The sequence below is a fragment of the Devosia sp. genome (assembly GCF_041917035.1).
Taxonomy (GTDB): domain Bacteria; phylum Pseudomonadota; class Alphaproteobacteria; order Rhizobiales; family Devosiaceae; genus Devosia_A.
In genome coordinates, this window is the sequence record NZ_JAYRYM010000017.1 from 14,119 (window position 1) to 29,928 (window position 15,810).

The 15,810-nt window shown below is 69.7% G+C and carries 17 protein-coding genes; 11 read left to right on the forward strand and 6 right to left on the reverse strand.

Annotation, left to right across the window (positions count from 1 at the left end; translation table 11 throughout):
* The 8 genes from ACE3TU_RS03690 (at window position 1) to ACE3TU_RS03725 (ending at window position 8,898) form a co-directional block, all read left to right on the forward strand.
* Window positions 1-2,598 carry a GH116 family glycosyl-hydrolase gene (locus ACE3TU_RS03690; protein WP_374620392.1) on the forward strand — a complete coding sequence of 866 codons (2,598 nt, stop codon included), beginning with the start codon at window positions 1-3 and terminating at the stop codon, window positions 2,596-2,598.
* Window positions 2,599-2,662: 64 nt separating this feature from the next.
* Window positions 2,663-3,457 carry a glutathione S-transferase family protein gene (locus ACE3TU_RS03695; protein WP_374620395.1) on the forward strand — a complete coding sequence of 265 codons (795 nt, stop codon included), beginning with the start codon at window positions 2,663-2,665 and terminating at the stop codon, window positions 3,455-3,457.
* Between the two features lie 128 nt (window positions 3,458-3,585).
* Complete coding sequence (locus tag ACE3TU_RS03700; RefSeq protein ID WP_374620398.1) at window positions 3,586-4,155, forward strand: nucleoside 2-deoxyribosyltransferase; 570 nt, start codon at window positions 3,586-3,588, stop codon at window positions 4,153-4,155.
* Complete coding sequence (gene murJ / locus ACE3TU_RS03705; RefSeq protein WP_374620401.1) at window positions 4,152-5,714, forward strand: murein biosynthesis integral membrane protein MurJ; 1,563 nt, start codon at window positions 4,152-4,154, stop codon at window positions 5,712-5,714. The genes ACE3TU_RS03700 and murJ overlap by 4 nt, the downstream gene beginning before the upstream one ends.
* A gap of 172 nt (window positions 5,715-5,886) precedes the next feature.
* Complete coding sequence (gene trpS / locus ACE3TU_RS03710) at window positions 5,887-6,930, forward strand: tryptophan--tRNA ligase (RefSeq protein WP_374620404.1); 1,044 nt, start codon at window positions 5,887-5,889, stop codon at window positions 6,928-6,930.
* Between the two features lie 60 nt (window positions 6,931-6,990).
* The gene (locus ACE3TU_RS03715) at window positions 6,991-7,476 is read left to right on the forward strand and encodes a universal stress protein (protein WP_374620406.1); all 486 of its coding nucleotides are present in this window, start codon (window positions 6,991-6,993) and stop codon (window positions 7,474-7,476) included.
* 89 nt (window positions 7,477-7,565) lie between these two features.
* Entirely contained in the window at window positions 7,566-8,123 is a 558-nt protein-coding gene (locus ACE3TU_RS03720; RefSeq protein WP_374620409.1) for a NifU family protein, read from the forward strand.
* 67 nt (window positions 8,124-8,190) lie between these two features.
* A complete protein-coding gene (locus ACE3TU_RS03725; RefSeq protein ID WP_374620412.1) occupies window positions 8,191-8,898 on the forward strand; it encodes a helix-turn-helix transcriptional regulator in 708 nt (235 codons plus the stop codon).
* Between the two features lie 9 nt (window positions 8,899-8,907).
* Here the strand turns inward: ACE3TU_RS03725 and ACE3TU_RS03730 are convergent, their stop codons facing one another.
* Entirely contained in the window at window positions 8,908-9,336 is a 429-nt protein-coding gene (locus tag ACE3TU_RS03730) for an Ohr family peroxiredoxin (protein ID WP_374620414.1), read from the reverse strand.
* A 100-nt stretch (window positions 9,337-9,436) separates the two neighbouring features.
* On the opposite strand from ACE3TU_RS03730, the gene ACE3TU_RS03735 reads away from it, so the two are divergent.
* On the forward strand, window positions 9,437-9,895 hold the full coding sequence (locus ACE3TU_RS03735; protein ID WP_374620417.1) for a MarR family winged helix-turn-helix transcriptional regulator: 459 nt from the start codon (window positions 9,437-9,439) through the stop codon (window positions 9,893-9,895).
* A gap of 7 nt (window positions 9,896-9,902) precedes the next feature.
* Here the strand turns inward: ACE3TU_RS03735 and ACE3TU_RS03740 are convergent, their stop codons facing one another.
* From ACE3TU_RS03740 to ACE3TU_RS03755, 4 genes are all read right to left on the reverse strand, one after another.
* Entirely contained in the window at window positions 9,903-10,349 is a 447-nt protein-coding gene (locus ACE3TU_RS03740; RefSeq protein ID WP_374620420.1) for an SRPBCC domain-containing protein, read from the reverse strand.
* A gap of 87 nt (window positions 10,350-10,436) precedes the next feature.
* A complete protein-coding gene (locus ACE3TU_RS03745; RefSeq protein WP_374620423.1) occupies window positions 10,437-11,060 on the reverse strand; it encodes a DUF1294 domain-containing protein in 624 nt (207 codons plus the stop codon).
* Complete coding sequence (locus tag ACE3TU_RS03750; protein WP_374620425.1) at window positions 11,057-11,620, reverse strand: DinB family protein; 564 nt, start codon at window positions 11,618-11,620, stop codon at window positions 11,057-11,059. The genes ACE3TU_RS03745 and ACE3TU_RS03750 overlap by 4 nt, the downstream gene beginning before the upstream one ends.
* Window positions 11,617-12,483 carry a helix-turn-helix domain-containing protein gene (locus tag ACE3TU_RS03755; protein WP_374620427.1) on the reverse strand — a complete coding sequence of 289 codons (867 nt, stop codon included), beginning with the start codon at window positions 12,481-12,483 and terminating at the stop codon, window positions 11,617-11,619. The genes ACE3TU_RS03750 and ACE3TU_RS03755 overlap by 4 nt, the downstream gene beginning before the upstream one ends.
* A 170-nt stretch (window positions 12,484-12,653) precedes the next feature.
* On the opposite strand from ACE3TU_RS03755, the gene ACE3TU_RS03760 reads away from it, so the two are divergent.
* On the forward strand, window positions 12,654-13,595 hold the full coding sequence (locus ACE3TU_RS03760; RefSeq protein WP_374620434.1) for a phytanoyl-CoA dioxygenase family protein: 942 nt from the start codon (window positions 12,654-12,656) through the stop codon (window positions 13,593-13,595).
* A gap of 52 nt (window positions 13,596-13,647) precedes the next feature.
* Window positions 13,648-14,562, forward strand: a complete 915-nt coding sequence (locus ACE3TU_RS03765) for a phosphotriesterase (protein ID WP_374620429.1) — start codon at window positions 13,648-13,650, stop codon at window positions 14,560-14,562.
* A gap of 4 nt (window positions 14,563-14,566) precedes the next feature.
* Here the strand turns inward: ACE3TU_RS03765 and ACE3TU_RS03770 are convergent, their stop codons facing one another.
* Window positions 14,567-15,691, reverse strand: a complete 1,125-nt coding sequence (locus ACE3TU_RS03770) for a GGDEF domain-containing protein (RefSeq protein ID WP_374620432.1) — start codon at window positions 15,689-15,691, stop codon at window positions 14,567-14,569.
* Window positions 15,692-15,810 lie beyond the last annotated feature (119 nt).

Here is a 15,810-nt window from a genome sequence, read left to right on the forward strand (position 1 = left end):
ATGTGGGACGACCTGACGGCAGTCGATCCGCACTTCGCCTATCTGGGCGAGCGCTCGAAATACGTGCGGTTTCCGCTGGGCGGCATCGGCTCGGGGGGCCTCGCCATCTCCGGATCGGGCCGGCTGGTGGACTGGTCGATCCGCAACCGGCCGGCCCTGGGCACCTATAACGGCTACACCCACTTCGCCATCAAGGCCGTGCAGGACGGCCGGCTGCTCGATGCCCGGGTGCTCAACGGACCCTATGACGATGTCCCCGCCGGTGGCGACGGCATGCGGCCCGCCTTCGACGGGTTCGGGCATGGCGCCATGCGACAGTCGCTGGCCGGCCTGCCGCACTTTCGCGAGGCGCGGTTCTACGGGCGCTTCCCCGCGGCCGACCTGGTGTTCGCCGATCCGCGCTTTCCCGGCGCGGTGCGGCTGACGGCGCTGTCGCCGTTCATTCCGCACCGGGACCGCGACAGCTCGATGCCGGTCGCCATGTTCGCTTTCGAGCTGGTCAACACCACGGCCGCGCCGATCACCTACACGCTGGCCGGCACGCTGGGCAACCACGGCACGAACTCGGGGCGGCACCGGTTCGTCGCGCATGACGGCGTCTCGTCCATCACGCTGACCGGCGACGACCCCGATATCGCCGAGGTCGACCGGGGCGACCTGACCATCGCCACCGATGCCGGCGAGATCGAGCATCAGGACCACCACTATCGCGGCCAGTGGTTCGACGACCTCACCGTGTTCTGGAAGGATTTCGCCGCGCCCGGCCCATTGCCGGAGCGGCGCTACGTGGCGCCGCGCGCCACGCGTCACATGGGGCGGCTGCCCGAGCACGCCACGCTCGCGGCGCGACTCACCCTCGCTGCCGGCGAACGCAGGACCGTGCGCTTCGTGATCTCGTGGAGCTTTCCGCGGGGCGACATCGCCTGGGCGCATCGCGACAAGCCGGACAGCCCCAATCCGCCCGGCGCGACGCCGAGCTGGACCAACTACTACGCCACGCAATGGGCGGATTCGCTGGCCAGCGCGCGGGACGCCCTGCGGCGCTTCGACACCCTGAGCCGGCAGACGCTGCAGTTCCGCGATGCCGTGTTCGGCTCGGCGCTGCCGGCGCCGCTGGTCGACGCAGCGACCGCGACGCTGGCCGTGCTGCGGACCGCCACGGTGATCCGGCTCGAAGGCGGCGAGCTCTGGGCCTGGGAAGGGCAGCACCGCTCGGCGGGCTCGTGCGAGGGGTCGTGCACGCATGTGTGGAACTACCAGCAGGCGCTCAGCCAGCTGTTCCCGGCGCTCGAGCGATCGCTGCGGGATACGGAGTGGCGCTACAACCAGCTGCCGGACGGCGGGTTGACCTTCCGCCAGAAGCTGCCGCTGGGATCGGGCCACGACGTGATCGGACCCTGCGCCGACGGCCATTTCGGCGCGGTGATCAAGACCTACCGCGACTGGCGGCTGTCGGGCGACACGGAGTGGCTGCGCGGCCTGTGGCCGGGCATCCGGCGGGCGATGGAATACGCCTGGAGCGACGCGAACCCCGATCGCTGGGACCCCGGCCGCACCGGCATCCTGTGGGGGCGGCAGCACCAGACGCTCGACATGGAGCTGTTCGGTCCGAACTCCTGGCTCAGCACCTTCTACGTGGCGGCGCTGCTCGCTGCCGGCCGCATGGCCGAAACGCTCGGCGAGCCGGAATTCGCCGCCGAATGCGCCGCGCTGGCCCGCCGCGGCGCCGACTTCATCGATACAAGGCTGTTCAACGGCGCCTACTACCACCAGGCGATCGACCTGGGCGATCGCGGCCTGCTCGAGGCGTTCGACACCAGCCGCTCGGCCGGCGTGCTGGCGGAGTCCGTCCTCGACGCCTACTGGTCGGCCGAGCATGGCGAAATCAAGTACCAGTTCGGCGGGGGCTGCATCGCCGACCAGATCCTCGGGCAGTGGCAGGCCGAAGTGGCCGGCCTCGGCCTGTTCCTCGACGCCGGCAAGGTCCGCAGCGCGCTGCGATCGGTGCACGCCAGCAATTTCGCCGAGCGGCTCGAGGCCTGGGCGAACCCCTGCCGCGTGTTCTCCTACGAGGACGAAGGCGGGCTGCTGATCGCCACCTACCCCGAGGGGGTGCGCCAGCCGGTGGTTCCGGCCCCCTATGCGCAGGAGACCTGGACGGGAATCGAGTATGCCTCGGCGTCGCACATGATCATGCACGGCCTCGTCGAGGAGGGACTCTCCATCCTGCGCGCCGTGCGCCGGCGCTACGATGGCGCGCGGCGCAACCCGTTCAGCGAGATCGAATGCGGCTCCTACTACGCGCGCTCGATGTCGGCCTGGCAGCTGGTCGGCGCCTGGAGCGGCTTCCGCGCCGACCAGGTCGACCGCCGCTTCGCCTTCGATCCGGTCGGCGACGCCGCGGCGCCGCTGTTCTGGTCGTCCGGCCATGGCTGGGGGACCGCCCGGTTCGACGGCACCCGGATGACGCTGTCCGTCGCCGGCGGTACCGTCGACATCGACACGGTGACGATGCGGGGCGTGCCCGTGCCCTGGCGGCTGGAGCACTCGCCGGAGCCATTGCCGGAACACTTGCCGGAGCGCGTCGGGCTGGGCTAGGCGTGGCCGCCGGCCCCGGAAGCGGGGTGGCCCGACGTCACCTCCCCGTATTCGAGAAACGCCCGTGCACAAGCCGATCGTCCACCACATTCCCGTCTGCCCGTTCTGCCAGCGGCTCGAAATCCTGCTGGCGCTGAAGGGACAGCCGAATGCCGTGGAGTTCCGCGTCGTGGACATCACGAGGCCACGCGATCCCGGGCTGCTCGCAAGGACGCGGGGCACCACGGCGCTGCCCGTCATGGAACTCCCCGACGGACGCGTCCTCAAGGAGAGCCTGGTGATTCTCGACTATCTCGACGAGACGGTCCCCGGCCCGGTGCAGCGCCGCCCGGACCCCTTCGAGCATGCGGTCGAGCAGATGCTGATCGCCAAGGAAGGGCCGCTCGTCACGGCCGGCTACCGGCTGGTGATGAACCAGGACCGCGGCCAGCGGCAGCCGCTGCTCGATGCCCTTCTCGGGGCGTTCGCCCAGATCGACGACGTCCTCCTCGCGCACAGTCCCGAGGGGGACTTCCTGTTCGGTGCGTTCGGCCTCGCCGAGGCGGTGTTCACCCCGATCTTCATGCGCTTCTGGTTCCTCGAGTACTACGAGGGCTTCGAGCTGCCCGCCGGGCCGAACTATGACAGGGTGCGGCGCTGGCGGCAGGCGTGCCTCGCCCATCCCGCCGCCCAGCAGACCTCGCGGGAACAGGTGATCAAGATGTACTACGATTACGCCCTGGGCGCGGGGAACGGCGCGCTGCTGCCGGGGCGCCAGCGGTCGAGCTTTGTGTTCGAGCCGCACTGGCGGACCCGACCGTGGCCGCCGGCCGAAAAATACGGCCCGTCGGCGAGCGACGCGGCGCTCGGCCTCGTCTAGCGGTCGGCCGCGGCGGCCGCCCCGCCACGGCGCAGGTGGTGCATTGCGCCCGGGCGGCCGAACCGCTTAGTAGAGGGGCTGCCCGACCCTGGAGGGCCCGGCGGCGTCGCGGGCCATGCGGAGTGAACATGCCCAAAGCCGTCTACCTTGCCGGACCCGAGGTGTTTCTCGAGAATGCCCGCGAGATCCTCGACCGAAAGATCGCGCTGACCCGCGCGGCGGGCCTCGTTCCGGTGTCTCCCGGCGACCTCGAGTTCCCCAAGACGGCCAGCAAATGGGAACTGGGGCTCGCCATCAGCGCCATCGACGAGAAGCTGATGAACTCGGCCGACGCGATCATCGCCAACCTCACCCCGTTCCGCGGCATCGCCGCCGATACCGGCACCTGCTTCGAGCTCGGCTACATGTGTGCGCAGGGCAAGGCCGCCTTCGCCTACACCAATGTGCGGGCCGACCACGGCACCCGCACCAAGGCGCATTTCAAGGGTGTCCACTCGGTCGACGCGAACGGCCATCCGCGCGGGCCGGACGGCATGATGATCGAGGACATGGGCTTCATCGACAACCTGATGCTGCATGGCGGGGTGCTGAACCGCGGCGGCCACGTCGTCGTCGGCGACGCCCCGCCCGGCGCGGAGCTGACCGACATGCGGGCCTTCACGGCCGTGCTGGAACTGGCGGCGCGGCAGCTGGGATGAGCCTTTACCGCAATTTCCTCTCGGTCGGCGGCCTGACCCTGCTCAGCCGGCTGTTCGGCTTCGTGCGCGATGCGCTGATGGCGGCGGTGCTCGGCATCTCGCCGGTGTCGGATGCGTTCAACGCCGCCTTCCGCTTCCCCAACCTGTTCCGCCGGCTGTTCGCCGAGGGCGCTTTCAACACCGCCTTCGTGCCGATGTTCGCCGGGGCGCTGGAAACCGAAGGCGCCGATGGCGCGCGGGAACTGGCCAGCCGGATCATGAGCTGGCTGGTGGCCGCGATCCTCCTGGTGACGATCGTGGTGGAGGTGTTCGCGCCGCAGATCATGGTGGTGTTCGTCCCCGGCTTCGTCGGCGACCAGGCGAAGTTCGAGCTCACCGTGTTTCTCACCCGCATCATGTTCCCCTATCTCGCCTGCATGTCGCTGATGGCGGCCTATGCGGCGATCCTCAACAGCATCAACCGCTTCTTTGCCGCCGCTTTCGCGCCGGTGGTGCTCAACCTCGTCAACATCTCGGCGCTGATTCCCCTCGCCCTCCTGACGCTCGAGGACCGGGACACCGCCTTCTGGGTGGCGGTCGCCACCATGGCAGGCGGCATCGCGCAGCTGGCGCTGGTCTGGTGGGCGATCCGCCGGGCCGGTTTCCTGCCGCGGCTCAGGCTGCCGCGGCTCGATGCCGAGGTTCGGCGCTTCTGGGTGCTGGCGGTGCCGGCCATCATTGCCGGCGGCATCACCCAGATCAACATCTTCGTGGGCACCATCATCGCCTCGGGCGCCGACGAGGTGATGTCGATCATCTACAATGCCGATCGGCTCTACCAGCTGCCGCTCGGCATCATCGGCATCGCCATCGGCACGGTGCTGCTGCCCGAACTCAGCCGCCACATCGGCGCCGGCCGCGCCGACGAGGCCCGGCAGAGCCAGAGCCAGTCGCTGTTCCTGTCCATGCTGCTGACCATGCCGGCCGCCGGAGCGCTGATCGCGCTGGCGCTGCCGGTGGTCCGCGTGCTGTTCGAGCGGGGTGCCTTCGGGCCGGACGACAGCGTCTCGGTCTCCGAGGCGCTGGTCGGCTTCGCCGTCGGCGTGCCGGCCTTCGTCCTCATCCGGGTGCTGCAGCCCGGCTTCTTCTCGCGCCAGGACACCACCACCCCGACAATTTTTGCCGCCATCTCGCTGCTGGTCAATATCGGGCTGTCGCTCGCCCTGTTCGCCAGTCTCAGGCATGTCGGCATCGCGCTCGCAACCTCCGCCGCCGCCTGGGTGAACGTGCTGCTGCTGGCGATCTTCCTCGCCCGCCGGGGCCATTTCACCCTGACGGCGCCGGAGTGGCGGCAACAGGGCCTGATCGCGCTGCTGACGCTGCTCATGGGGCTCGGGCTGTGGGGCGCCGTCGTGCTGCTCGGGCCGGTCTTCGATCCGGGCTACAACTTCCCCGTCCAGGCGCTGGCGCTGGCGGCGCTGTGTGTCCTCGGCGCCGGCGCCTATTTCGCCCTCGTCCACCTGAGCGGCGTGCAGCGGCTCGGTGCGCTGCTGCGGCGGCTCAGGCGCACAAAGTCATAGGTTCCCGGCCTGTCGCTCCCCCCTCCCCAGCCCTCCCCGCGAGGGGGAGGGTGCCGATCGCGCCTGTTTCGCCGCCGTCGCCCGAGGCGCGGCGCGGCACCTCCCCCCTTGCGGGGGAGGTTGGGAGGGGGGTAGAGGCAGTCACCGCCTTCTCTGACCTCCTAGGTTCGCCATGCCCTTCACTCCGCGCGTCTTTTCCGGCATCAAGCCCTCGGGCGACCTGCACCTCGGCAACTACCTCGGTGCCATCCGGCGATTCGTCCCCCTGCAGCAGACCCACGAGACCATCTACTGCGTGGTCGACATGCACGCGATCACCGTCTGGCAGGAGCCCGAGGACCTCAGGCGCTGGACCTACGAGATCGCCGCCGCCTACATCGCCGCGGGCCTCGATCCGAAGCGGTCGATCATCTTCAACCAGTCCCAGGTGGTCGAGCACGCCGAACTGGGCTGGATCTTCAACTGCGTGGCGCGCGTCGGCTGGATGGCGCGCATGACCCAGTTCAAGGACAAGGCGGGTAGCGAGGGCGGGGAGAATTCCGAGGCCGTGTCGCTGGGCCTGTTCGCCTATCCCTCGCTGATGGCAGCCGACATCCTGCTCTACAAGGCCACCGGCGTGCCGGTGGGCGAGGACCAGCGCCAGCACCTCGAGCTGACGCGCGACATCGCCAAGAAGTTCAACCACGATTTCAGAAAGCAGATCAAAGGCCTGGGGCTCGACGAGGAATTCTTCCCGCTGACCGAGTCGATGGTCACCGGCCCCGCCACGCGGGTGATGAGCCTGAGGGACGGCAAGAAGAAGATGTCGAAGTCCGACGCCTCGGACATGTCGACCATCTACATGATGGACGATGCCGACACGATTGCGAAGAAGATCAAGAAGGCCACCACCGACCCCGAGCCGCTGCCCTCCGAGGCCCAGGGGCTCGAGGGCCGTGCCGAGGCCGCCAATCTCGTCGCCATCTACGCCGCGCTCTCCGATCGCTCGGTGGATGCCGTGCTCGCCGAATTCGGCGGGTCCGGCTGGGGCCGCTTCAAGCCGGCGCTGGCCGACCTCGCCGTCGCCGTGCTGGCCCCGATCGCCACCGAGATGCAGCGCCTCGTCGCCGACCGCGCCGAGATGGACCGGATCCTCGGCGACGGGGCCGACCGGGCTCGCGCCATCGCGCAGCCGATCATGGACGACGTGCGCCGCATCGTCGGCTTCGTCCGCTGACTGGACGCCGCGCCCGCCATTTGGGACAATGGGCGGCATCGGCAGAGAGGAAGCGGCGCCTTGGCTGAACCCGGCAACGACTACAAGCGCAAGTTCCTCGTCGTCATCGACGACAGCAAGGAGGCCGACCGCGCCGTCAGCTTTGCGGCCCACCGCGTCAGGCGGACGGGCGGCACCGTGGTGCTGCTCTCGGTCATCGAGACGCAGGACTTCGCGCAGTTCCTCGGGGTCGAGGAGGTGATGCGCGCCGAGGCCCGCGAGGCGGCGGAGCGGCTGATCGATGCGCGGCGCGCCCGCATCGCCCAGATCGGCGACATCCGCACCGAGACGGTGATTCGCGAGGGCGACCTCGTCACCGAGATCGGCAGGGTGATCGCCGCCGACCCGGCGATCGCCATCCTGGTGCTGGCGGCCGCCAACTCCAAGGACGGACCGGGGCCGCTGGTCACCGATTTTGCCGCCCGCGCCGGCAATGCCGCCCTGCCGGTGATCGTCACCATCATCCCCGGCACCATGACCGACGAGCAGATCGTCGCCGTCACCTGAACGGCGCGGCGGATCGCCGGAAGTCCTTGCCTAAGCGGCGCCGAAACCCTATTTAGAACCATTCTAACTGCAAGCTCTGGGGCCTGAAGATGTTCATCCAGACCGAAGCCACGCCCAATCCCGCGACGCTGAAGTTCCTGCCCGGGCGCGATGTGCTGGCCGGCGAGCCGCGCGATTTCCGCAACCCCCAGAGCGCCGAGGCCTCGCCACTGGTCAGCGCGCTGTTCGAGGTGCCGGGCGTCGAGGGCGTGTTCCTCGGCTCCGACTTCATCTCGGTCACCAAGGATACGGCGGAGTGGAGCCACATCAAGCCGGCCATTCTCGGCGTGATCATGGAGCACTTCCTCTCCGGCAGGCCGGTGCTGGCCGAAGGCGCCGCGGACGCCGAGACGGGCGAGGAGTTCTTCGACGAGACCGACAGCGAGACGGTCGAGGTGATCAAGGAGCTGCTGTCGACGCGCGTCCGCCCGGCGGTCGCGATGGATGGCGGCGACATCACCTTCAGGGGCTTCAGGGACGGCACGGTGTACCTGCACATGCAGGGCGCCTGCTCGGGCTGCCCGTCCTCGACGGCGACGCTGAAGAGCGGCATCGAGAACCTGCTCCGTCACTTCGTCCCCGGCGTCGAGGCCGTGCAGCAGGTCTGATGCCGCGCACGCCTGCACGGCCGTCGCCGGCCCCTGCCGGGAGCGGCCCGTACCCCGTGGGGGTGACATGGACAAGACACAGCGCCTGTTTGCCGTGATGGACGCCCTGCGCCGTCACCGCCGCCCGGTCACCGCGGCCGCGTTGGCGGCCGAGCAGGGGGTTTCGGTGCGCACCCTCTATCGCGACGTGCAGACCCTGATCGGGCTCGGCGCCCCGATCGATGGCGAAGCCGGGATCGGCTATGTCCTGCGTGCCGGCTTCTTCCTGCCGCCGCTGATGTTCTCGGCCGAGGAGCTCGAGGCGCTGGTGCTGGGCGCGCGCTGGGTCGAGGCGCAGCCCGATGCCGGGCTGGCCGACGCGGCCCGCAACGCCCTCGGCAAGATCGCCAATGCCTCGCCCGAGGACCTGCGGGACCGCATCGGCGATACCGGGCTGTGGCCGGTGCTGATGCGCGGTGCGGCCGAGCCGCGACCCGTGCTCGGGCTGTTGCGCGCCGCCATGCGCGAGGAGCGGGCGCTGGCGCTGGTCTATACCGACGATGCCGGCCAGAGCTCGGAGCGCGAGGTCTGGCCGGTGCAGCTCGCCTATTTCGAGGGCAAGCAGATCTTCGCCGCCTGGTGCTGCCTCAGGGCGGATTTCCGCCATTTCCGCACCGACCGGGTGGTTTCGCTGCTGCCCACCGACCGGCGCTATGGCCGGCGGCGGGCCGAGCTCGATCGCGCCTGGCGCAAGGCGTGGGCCGAGCGCAACCCCGGCTGGGGTCGCGAGCCCTGAGGCGGACGGTCAGCCGGCGACCAGCTCGACGGTGTGCGCCTTGCGGATCAGGTCCGAGTAGGGGCAGATATCGTGCGCCAGCGCCATCACCCGCTCGACATCGGCCGTCTCGAGCCCCGGCGCATGGGCGGTGAGCCTGGCGACGATGGTGAAGCCGACATTGTCCTCGCGGTCGGCAAAGCTGATCGCCGCCTCGACGGTGGTATCCTCCGACAGCTTGAGCTTCAGCCGCCCGGCGGCGGCGCGCATGGCGCCCAGATAGCAGGCCGAGTAGCCCACCGCGAACAGCTGCTCGGGATTGGTGCCGGGGCCGTCGTCGCCGCCCATGGCCTTGGGGACGGACAGCTTCACCGAGACCTTGCCGTCGTCGGTGGCGGCGGTGCCGCCGCCGCGGCCCCCGTGATAGGCGGTGCCGTGGGCGGTGTACTTGATCTGCATGATGACGATCCTCTGCGACAGGGTGGACAAGCGGACAACGCCGCTCCCTTAGCGAAGGTTTCGATTGTGCGCAATTCAATTGTGCGATATTCAAATCATCATGACCGAAACGCCCCCGCAACCGGCCAAGGATCTGCGACTCGACGAGCAGCTGTGCTTCGCCGTCTATTCGGCGGCGCATGCCTTCACCCGCTTCTACAGGCCGCTGCTCGGCCGGCTGGGCCTCACCTACCCGCAATACCTGGTGATGCTGGTGCTGTGGGAGGCCGACGGGCTGAGCGTCGGCGCCATCGGCGAGCGCCTGCGGCTCGATTCCGGCACCCTCACCCCTGTGCTGAAACGGCTCGAGAAACTCGGCTGCGTCAGCCGCCGCCGCGATGCACGCGACGAACGCCAGCTGGTGGTGAGCCTCACGGCCGCCGGGGCGCAGCTGAAGTCGGTCGCCCAGGGCTTTCCCGCCCGCATCCTCGATGCCTCGGCCTGCGACGGAGCGGAACTCGACGGCTTGCGGCACGGCCTTGTGAGGCTGCGCGCCAGCCTCGACAAGGCGACGGAGTGATTCGCCGTCAGGCGCCCAGACTGGCCGCGAGGCGGTCCATGTTTTCCTCGTTGGCCGCCTCGATCACCGCCCGGATCGCCTCGCGCGCCTCGGCGCTCTCGAAGCTCATCGCCAGCGAGAACAGCGTCCTGCCACCGGCCGCCGGCAGGAACCGCAGCGTGAACTGCTTGCCGGAATTGTGGTTGAAGGCGACGAGGTGCGGCGCTTCGATGGCGGTGAACGTGGCGAGGTTCGGGTAGTCCACGCCGTCGGGCCCGTGCAGCACATGCCGCCAGGTCCCGCCGACGCGGAACTCGAACGCCTCGATCGTGTCGGAGAACCCCCTGGGTCCCCACCATCTCGCCAGCGTGGCGGGATCGGCGAAGCTGCCGAACACCCGCTCGGGCGGCGCGTCGAGCAGCCGGCTCGAGACGAGGTCGAAGCGCTGATCGCGGCCGGATGCGGTAATGTCCATGCCGACCTCCATACTTAAGTGGTAACCTCAGTAACGAACCTGCTGCGCCAAAGTCAATGGCAGAGACCGTGCTCCGGCCTGCCATCCTCAGCCGAACCGGACGGCGCCCAGCAGCAGGCTCGCCAGCAGCCCCGCATGCAGCAGCCAGATGGCGGCGGTGGCGATCGCGAAGCTGGTCTTGGCGGTCTTGTGCCGCAGCAGCTGCTGCGCCAGCAGCCCGCCGGCAATGCCGCCGAAAAGGTCGGTGACGTGCAGCCTCAGCTCCGACACCCGCCAGCGCCCGGCCTCGGCCGCCCGTTTGTCGGCGACATAGGCGAGGCCACTGAGCAGCCCCAGCCCGAGATAGACCCCGGCCAGCCAGGGCGGCGCCCGATCGAGGCCGAGGGCGGCGAGCAGCAGCAGCCCGATCACCCCCACCGCGCCGAAGCGGAGATAGTCGCGCAGCCCGGCCTTCGGCGGCGGCGCACCGCGCCGTGCCGCCGACGGGTTCACCGGGTTGGCGCCGAGAATCACCACCTGGCCGGCCACCGCACGCCCGTCGCGGCCAGGCCGGCCGGCGAACCGCACCGCGTCGCCGACCCGCGGCCGCGTGGCGATGCGGCCGATATCGGAGATGTGGACGAAGAAGCGCTCGCCGTCGTCGGCGCGAATGAAACCGAAGCCGCGTTCGTCGTTCCACTGCACCAGCGTGCCATTGCGCGCCCCGCTCATCGCATCAGCCCCGCTTCGCTCCAGCCCAGCGCCGCGAGGTCGGCGATCCGCGCCTCCCGGTCGCCGATACCGCCGGTGATGAACTCGTCGAGCTGCGGCGGGGGCACCGAAGTGCCCGACAGCATGGCGTGCACCTGGCCGCGATGATGGGTCTGGTGCATGAACAGGTGCAGCAGCAGGTCGTCGGTGCGTTCCACCTGGATGCGGTCGGTGCGGTGCACCCGCGTTTCCGCCGCGAGGCGCGCCTCGGTCAGCCCGGCAACGAAGGCCAGCAGCCGCTCGTCCACTGCCGCCTGGGCGGCCACCAGCGGCGCCACGGCGTCGAACGGCTCCTCCGGGTCCCAGGCCGCCGGCCCGAGCGTGCCACCCTCGAGGGCGTCGACATAGAACCAGTCGACGGTGAGGATGTGGTTGAGCGTCGCCCGAAGCGAGGGGAAGAAGCTGGTGCGCACCGCCTCGAACTCGCCCGGCCCGAGCTGCAGGCAGGCCGCGCCCAGCCGCCGGTTGGCCAGCCGGTTGTTCTGCGCCAGCTTGCGCAGGATGCGGGTCGCGACGCTCATCGCGTGGGCTCGAAGCGCTGCCGGTACTGGCGGGGTGTCATCTGCTTGAGGGCCCTGAACTGGCGGTTGAAATTGGCCAGCGAGTCGTAGCCGACATCGGAGGCGACATGCGCGATCGGCCGCGCACCCGAGGAGAGCAGCGCGCAGGCCTCGCCGATCCTGAGCCGCGTCACGTAGTCCGAAACGCTCGAGCCGACCTCGCGCGCGAACAGCCGGTGCAGGCCGGACGGCGACAGCGCCGCGATATCGGCGAGTTCGGCGATCGACAGCCCCTCGGCATAGTGGGTGTGGATGTGGTCGAGCACGCGGTCGATGCGGGTCCGGTCGGCCCCCGCCATCGGCAGCGCGGCAGCGGGGCTGGCGAGCGCGACGGCGTCGCGATCCTCGGCGAGCAGGCGCAGGATGTCGATCAGCATCGCCAGGCGGTCGCCCGGCGCGCGCGCGAACAGCGCCGCGATCGGAGCCCGCGCCCGTTGCGCCGCGCCGGCGGAAAAGGCCAGCCCGCGGCCGGCGCGGGCCAGCAGGTCCGCCACCGGCCGCATCTCGGCGAGGAGAGCAGCAAGGCCCCTCACCCAGTCGGGATGGAACCACATCACCTTGGCCTCGTGCGGCGCCCCGGCGCTCAGCTTGTCGCGGCTGGCCCAGGTATGCGGCAGATTGGGCCCGACCAGCACCAGGTCGCCATCGGCGTAGTCGCCGATGTGGTCGCCGACGAAGCGCTGCCCGACCGAGTTGAGCGTCAGCGTCAGCTCGAATTCGGGGTGGTGGTGCCACTGAAACGGTATGGCGTCGTCGAGGCGCCGGTCGAGCCAGGCCCACGAGGCCCCGTCGGCGGGGCGTACCTTCTCGAGAAGCGGCCTCATGGTGCCGGAACCCTCCATTGGGCGCCAGAATAGTATCAGAACTGGCGCGGCAATGACAACTTGTCGCACCTCGGCTCCGCTACGCTCTCCCCATCGCACGACACCCCCGAGGGGGGAGGAACCAATGGAGGCATTCGGTGTCTATGGCTCAGGGTATGGCCCCGCAGGGCATGGCGCAGGGAATCAAGCGGGATTCGCACCCCACCACGCAGAAGCTGACCACGCAGCTCAAGGACATTCGGAAGACGCTGCCGCTCAGGGTGCTGTCGGAGGCGGATTTCCGCCACTGGCAGGAGAAGGGCTATGTGATCGTGCGCAATGCCGTGCCTGCGGAAAATGTCGAGCGCTTGAAGGCCTTGCTCTGGGCGTTTGAGGAGAAGGACCCGGCCGACCCCTCGACCTGGTACACGCCGCAGCGCCGCGACCACATCATGAAGGAGCTGAACGGCACCGGCATGGTGGAGATCTACAATCACCAGCTGCTCTGGGACAACCGGCAGTTCCCGCGCATCTACGACGCCTTCGTCGACATCTGGGATATCGAGGAGCTGTGGGTGTCGATCGACCGGGCCAACCTCAATCCGCCCAAGCAGGTGCCCGGGCCCAACCAGAACGGCTTCATCCACTGGGACAGCGACACTTCGCTCGACCCCCTGCCGATCGGCGTCCAGGGCGTCCTGAGCCTCGTCCGGCAGGACGGCGATATCGGCGGCTTCCAGTGCATTCCCGAGCTGTTCTACGACTTCGAGCGCTGGGTGAAGACCCAGCCGGCCGACCGCGACCCGATGCACCCGGACTGGTCCGGCTTCACCATCACCAATATCGAGATGGAACCGGGCGACCTGATGATCTTCAACACCCTGCTCGCCCACGGCGTGCGCCCCAACCATTCGGGCAACCGGGTGCGCATGGCGCAGTATATCTCGATGTATCCCGAGAACGAGGACGACGAGGCCGACCGGGCCGAGCGCATCCGGCTGTGGCGCGAGCTCGACCACCCCAAGCGCGACGCCTTCCCCGGCGACCCGCGCGAGTGGGAAAAGCACAATGCCAGCACCGCGAAGCTGACCGAACTGGGCGAAAAGCTGCTCGGTCTCAAGTCCTGGTATTGACGGTTTACATCGCGCGTCGTCTCGGGGAAGCTCGTTCCCCGAGGAGACCGCAATGACACTGCTCCACACCACGCTCGGCCCCCGGCGGGCCGACGAACTGGGCATGATCCTGCCGCACGAGCACGTCTTCGTCGACCTGAGGACCCCCGACCAGCCGGGCTATGCCGAGGCCGACCCCGCCGACGTGATCCGGCTGATGGGGCCGCAGATCGCGGCGATCAAGGCACAGGGCGTCACCGCGCTGGTCGAGTGTTCGACCGGCGGCGTCGGCCTTCGGGTCGACATCGACCTCGCCGTCAGCCGGGCGACCGGGCTGCCCATCGTCGTGGCGACCGGCAATTATCGCGAACCCTGGATCCCCGAATGGGTCAGGGGCGCGAGCGAGGCCGAACTCGAGGCCTGGATGCGGCGCGAGCTGACCGTTGGGGTCGGCGACACCGGGGTCAGGGCCGCCTGGATCAAGCTCAGCGCCGGCGACGACGGCATCACCCCGCTCGAAGCCCGGATCCTCAGGGCCGCCGCCCGCGCCTCGGCGGCGACCGGGGCGGTGATCGGCAGTCACACCATCAGGGGCCGGGTGGTGATGGACCAGCTCGACATCATCGAGGCCGAGGGCGGCCGGGCCGACCGCTTCATCTCCATCCACACCCAGGAGGAGAAGGATTTCGGGCTCAACGTCGCTGTAGCGGCACGCGGCGCCTTCATCGAATACGACCACGTCGGTCGGGCGCCGGACGACGAGGTGGCGGGCCTGATCCTGCGGGCGCTCGACGCCGGGCTCGCCGGACAGCTGCTGATCAGCCACGATCTGGGCTGGTACGACCCGGCCCGGCCGGGCGGCGGGGTGCCGCGCCCCTACACCCATCTCAGCGACGTGATGCTGCCGCTGCTCGCCGCGCGCGGCGTGCCGGAGGCGACGCTCCGGCAGCTGACCGTCGACAACCCGTTCATGGCCTTCGCGCGCTGACCGTTCAGCCGGCGGTGAGACTGGGGCGGTCCCAGCCGGCGAGCCGCATCACCGCCTCGGGCGGCGGCGGCCAGACGCGGTTGCGGCCGGCGTGCTTGGCCTGGTACAGCGCCTGGTCGGCGGCGAGCAGCAGGTCGGCCGCATCCTCGCTCGATCCGAGCTGGCCCGAGGCGGCGCCGAAGCTCGCGGTGACCACGCCGCCCTCGCGATCCGGATGGACGAGGCGGCTGGCCTCCACCGCGCGCCGCAGCCGCTCGGCGACGAGCAGCGTGTCGGCGAGGCCCGTCCGCCGGAGCAGCAGCAGGAACTCCTCCCCGCCATAGCGGAACACGCGATCCGGGCCGCGGGCATTGAGCAGGGCAACGTCGGCAATGCACTTCAGGCATTCGTCGCCGGCCTGGTGGCCGAGCGTGTCGTTGTAGGTCTTGAACAGATCGATGTCGAACAAGACGAGACCCACGCTCTCGGCGCGGCCGGCGGCGACGATGTCGGACAGCGCGATGTCCAGCGCCCGGCGGTTCTCGAGCCCGGTCAGCGGGTCGTGCAGGCTGGCCGCCTCGAGCGTTCGCCCGCGCAGGCGCAGCGTGACGTTCAGCAGGTAGCCGCGGCGCCATTCGCGCTCCAGCTCGAACGTGGCGAACAGCGACAGTACCAGCGCCAGGCCGATCAGCACCGTCTCGACGGCCGGATCGTGCAGGTCGACGTCACCGAGAAACAGCATGGCGACGCCGTAGAGGGCAAAGATCAGGAGGCCGGCGGCGACGGCATAGTAGAAGCGCAGCCGCTGCACCACGGCCAGGTAGAGCAGGGCGACGACGATCGAATGCAGATGCACCGTGCGCAGCGGCGCCTCGCTGGCCAGCACCACGATCAGCGTCGACAGCGTCGCCAGCACCGGCAGGGCGGCGGCCACTGTCTCGCGCAGCCAGGGGGGCGGCGCCGTCAGCAGCACGAGGCAGAGCCCGAGCCCGAGCGGCAGCATGACCACCAGACGCACGGCGAACGCGATGTGCAGAACATCCGGCGTCAGCCCCCAGTCCACCCACAGATAGGTGAGGTAGATGGCGATGCCGATCAGGCCGGCGCCGAGCAGCTGCCGGGTCCGGTAGTGCTCGGTTTCGGGCCTCAAGCAGCGCCTCGATCGCCGGCGGAAACGGCCGTCCGAAGAACGGCGCCGCCAGCGCCCGCTCGACGGCGCCCGCATCGATGCCCGCCAGCCTCTCCCGATCGCGATCCTCTTGCTCCACG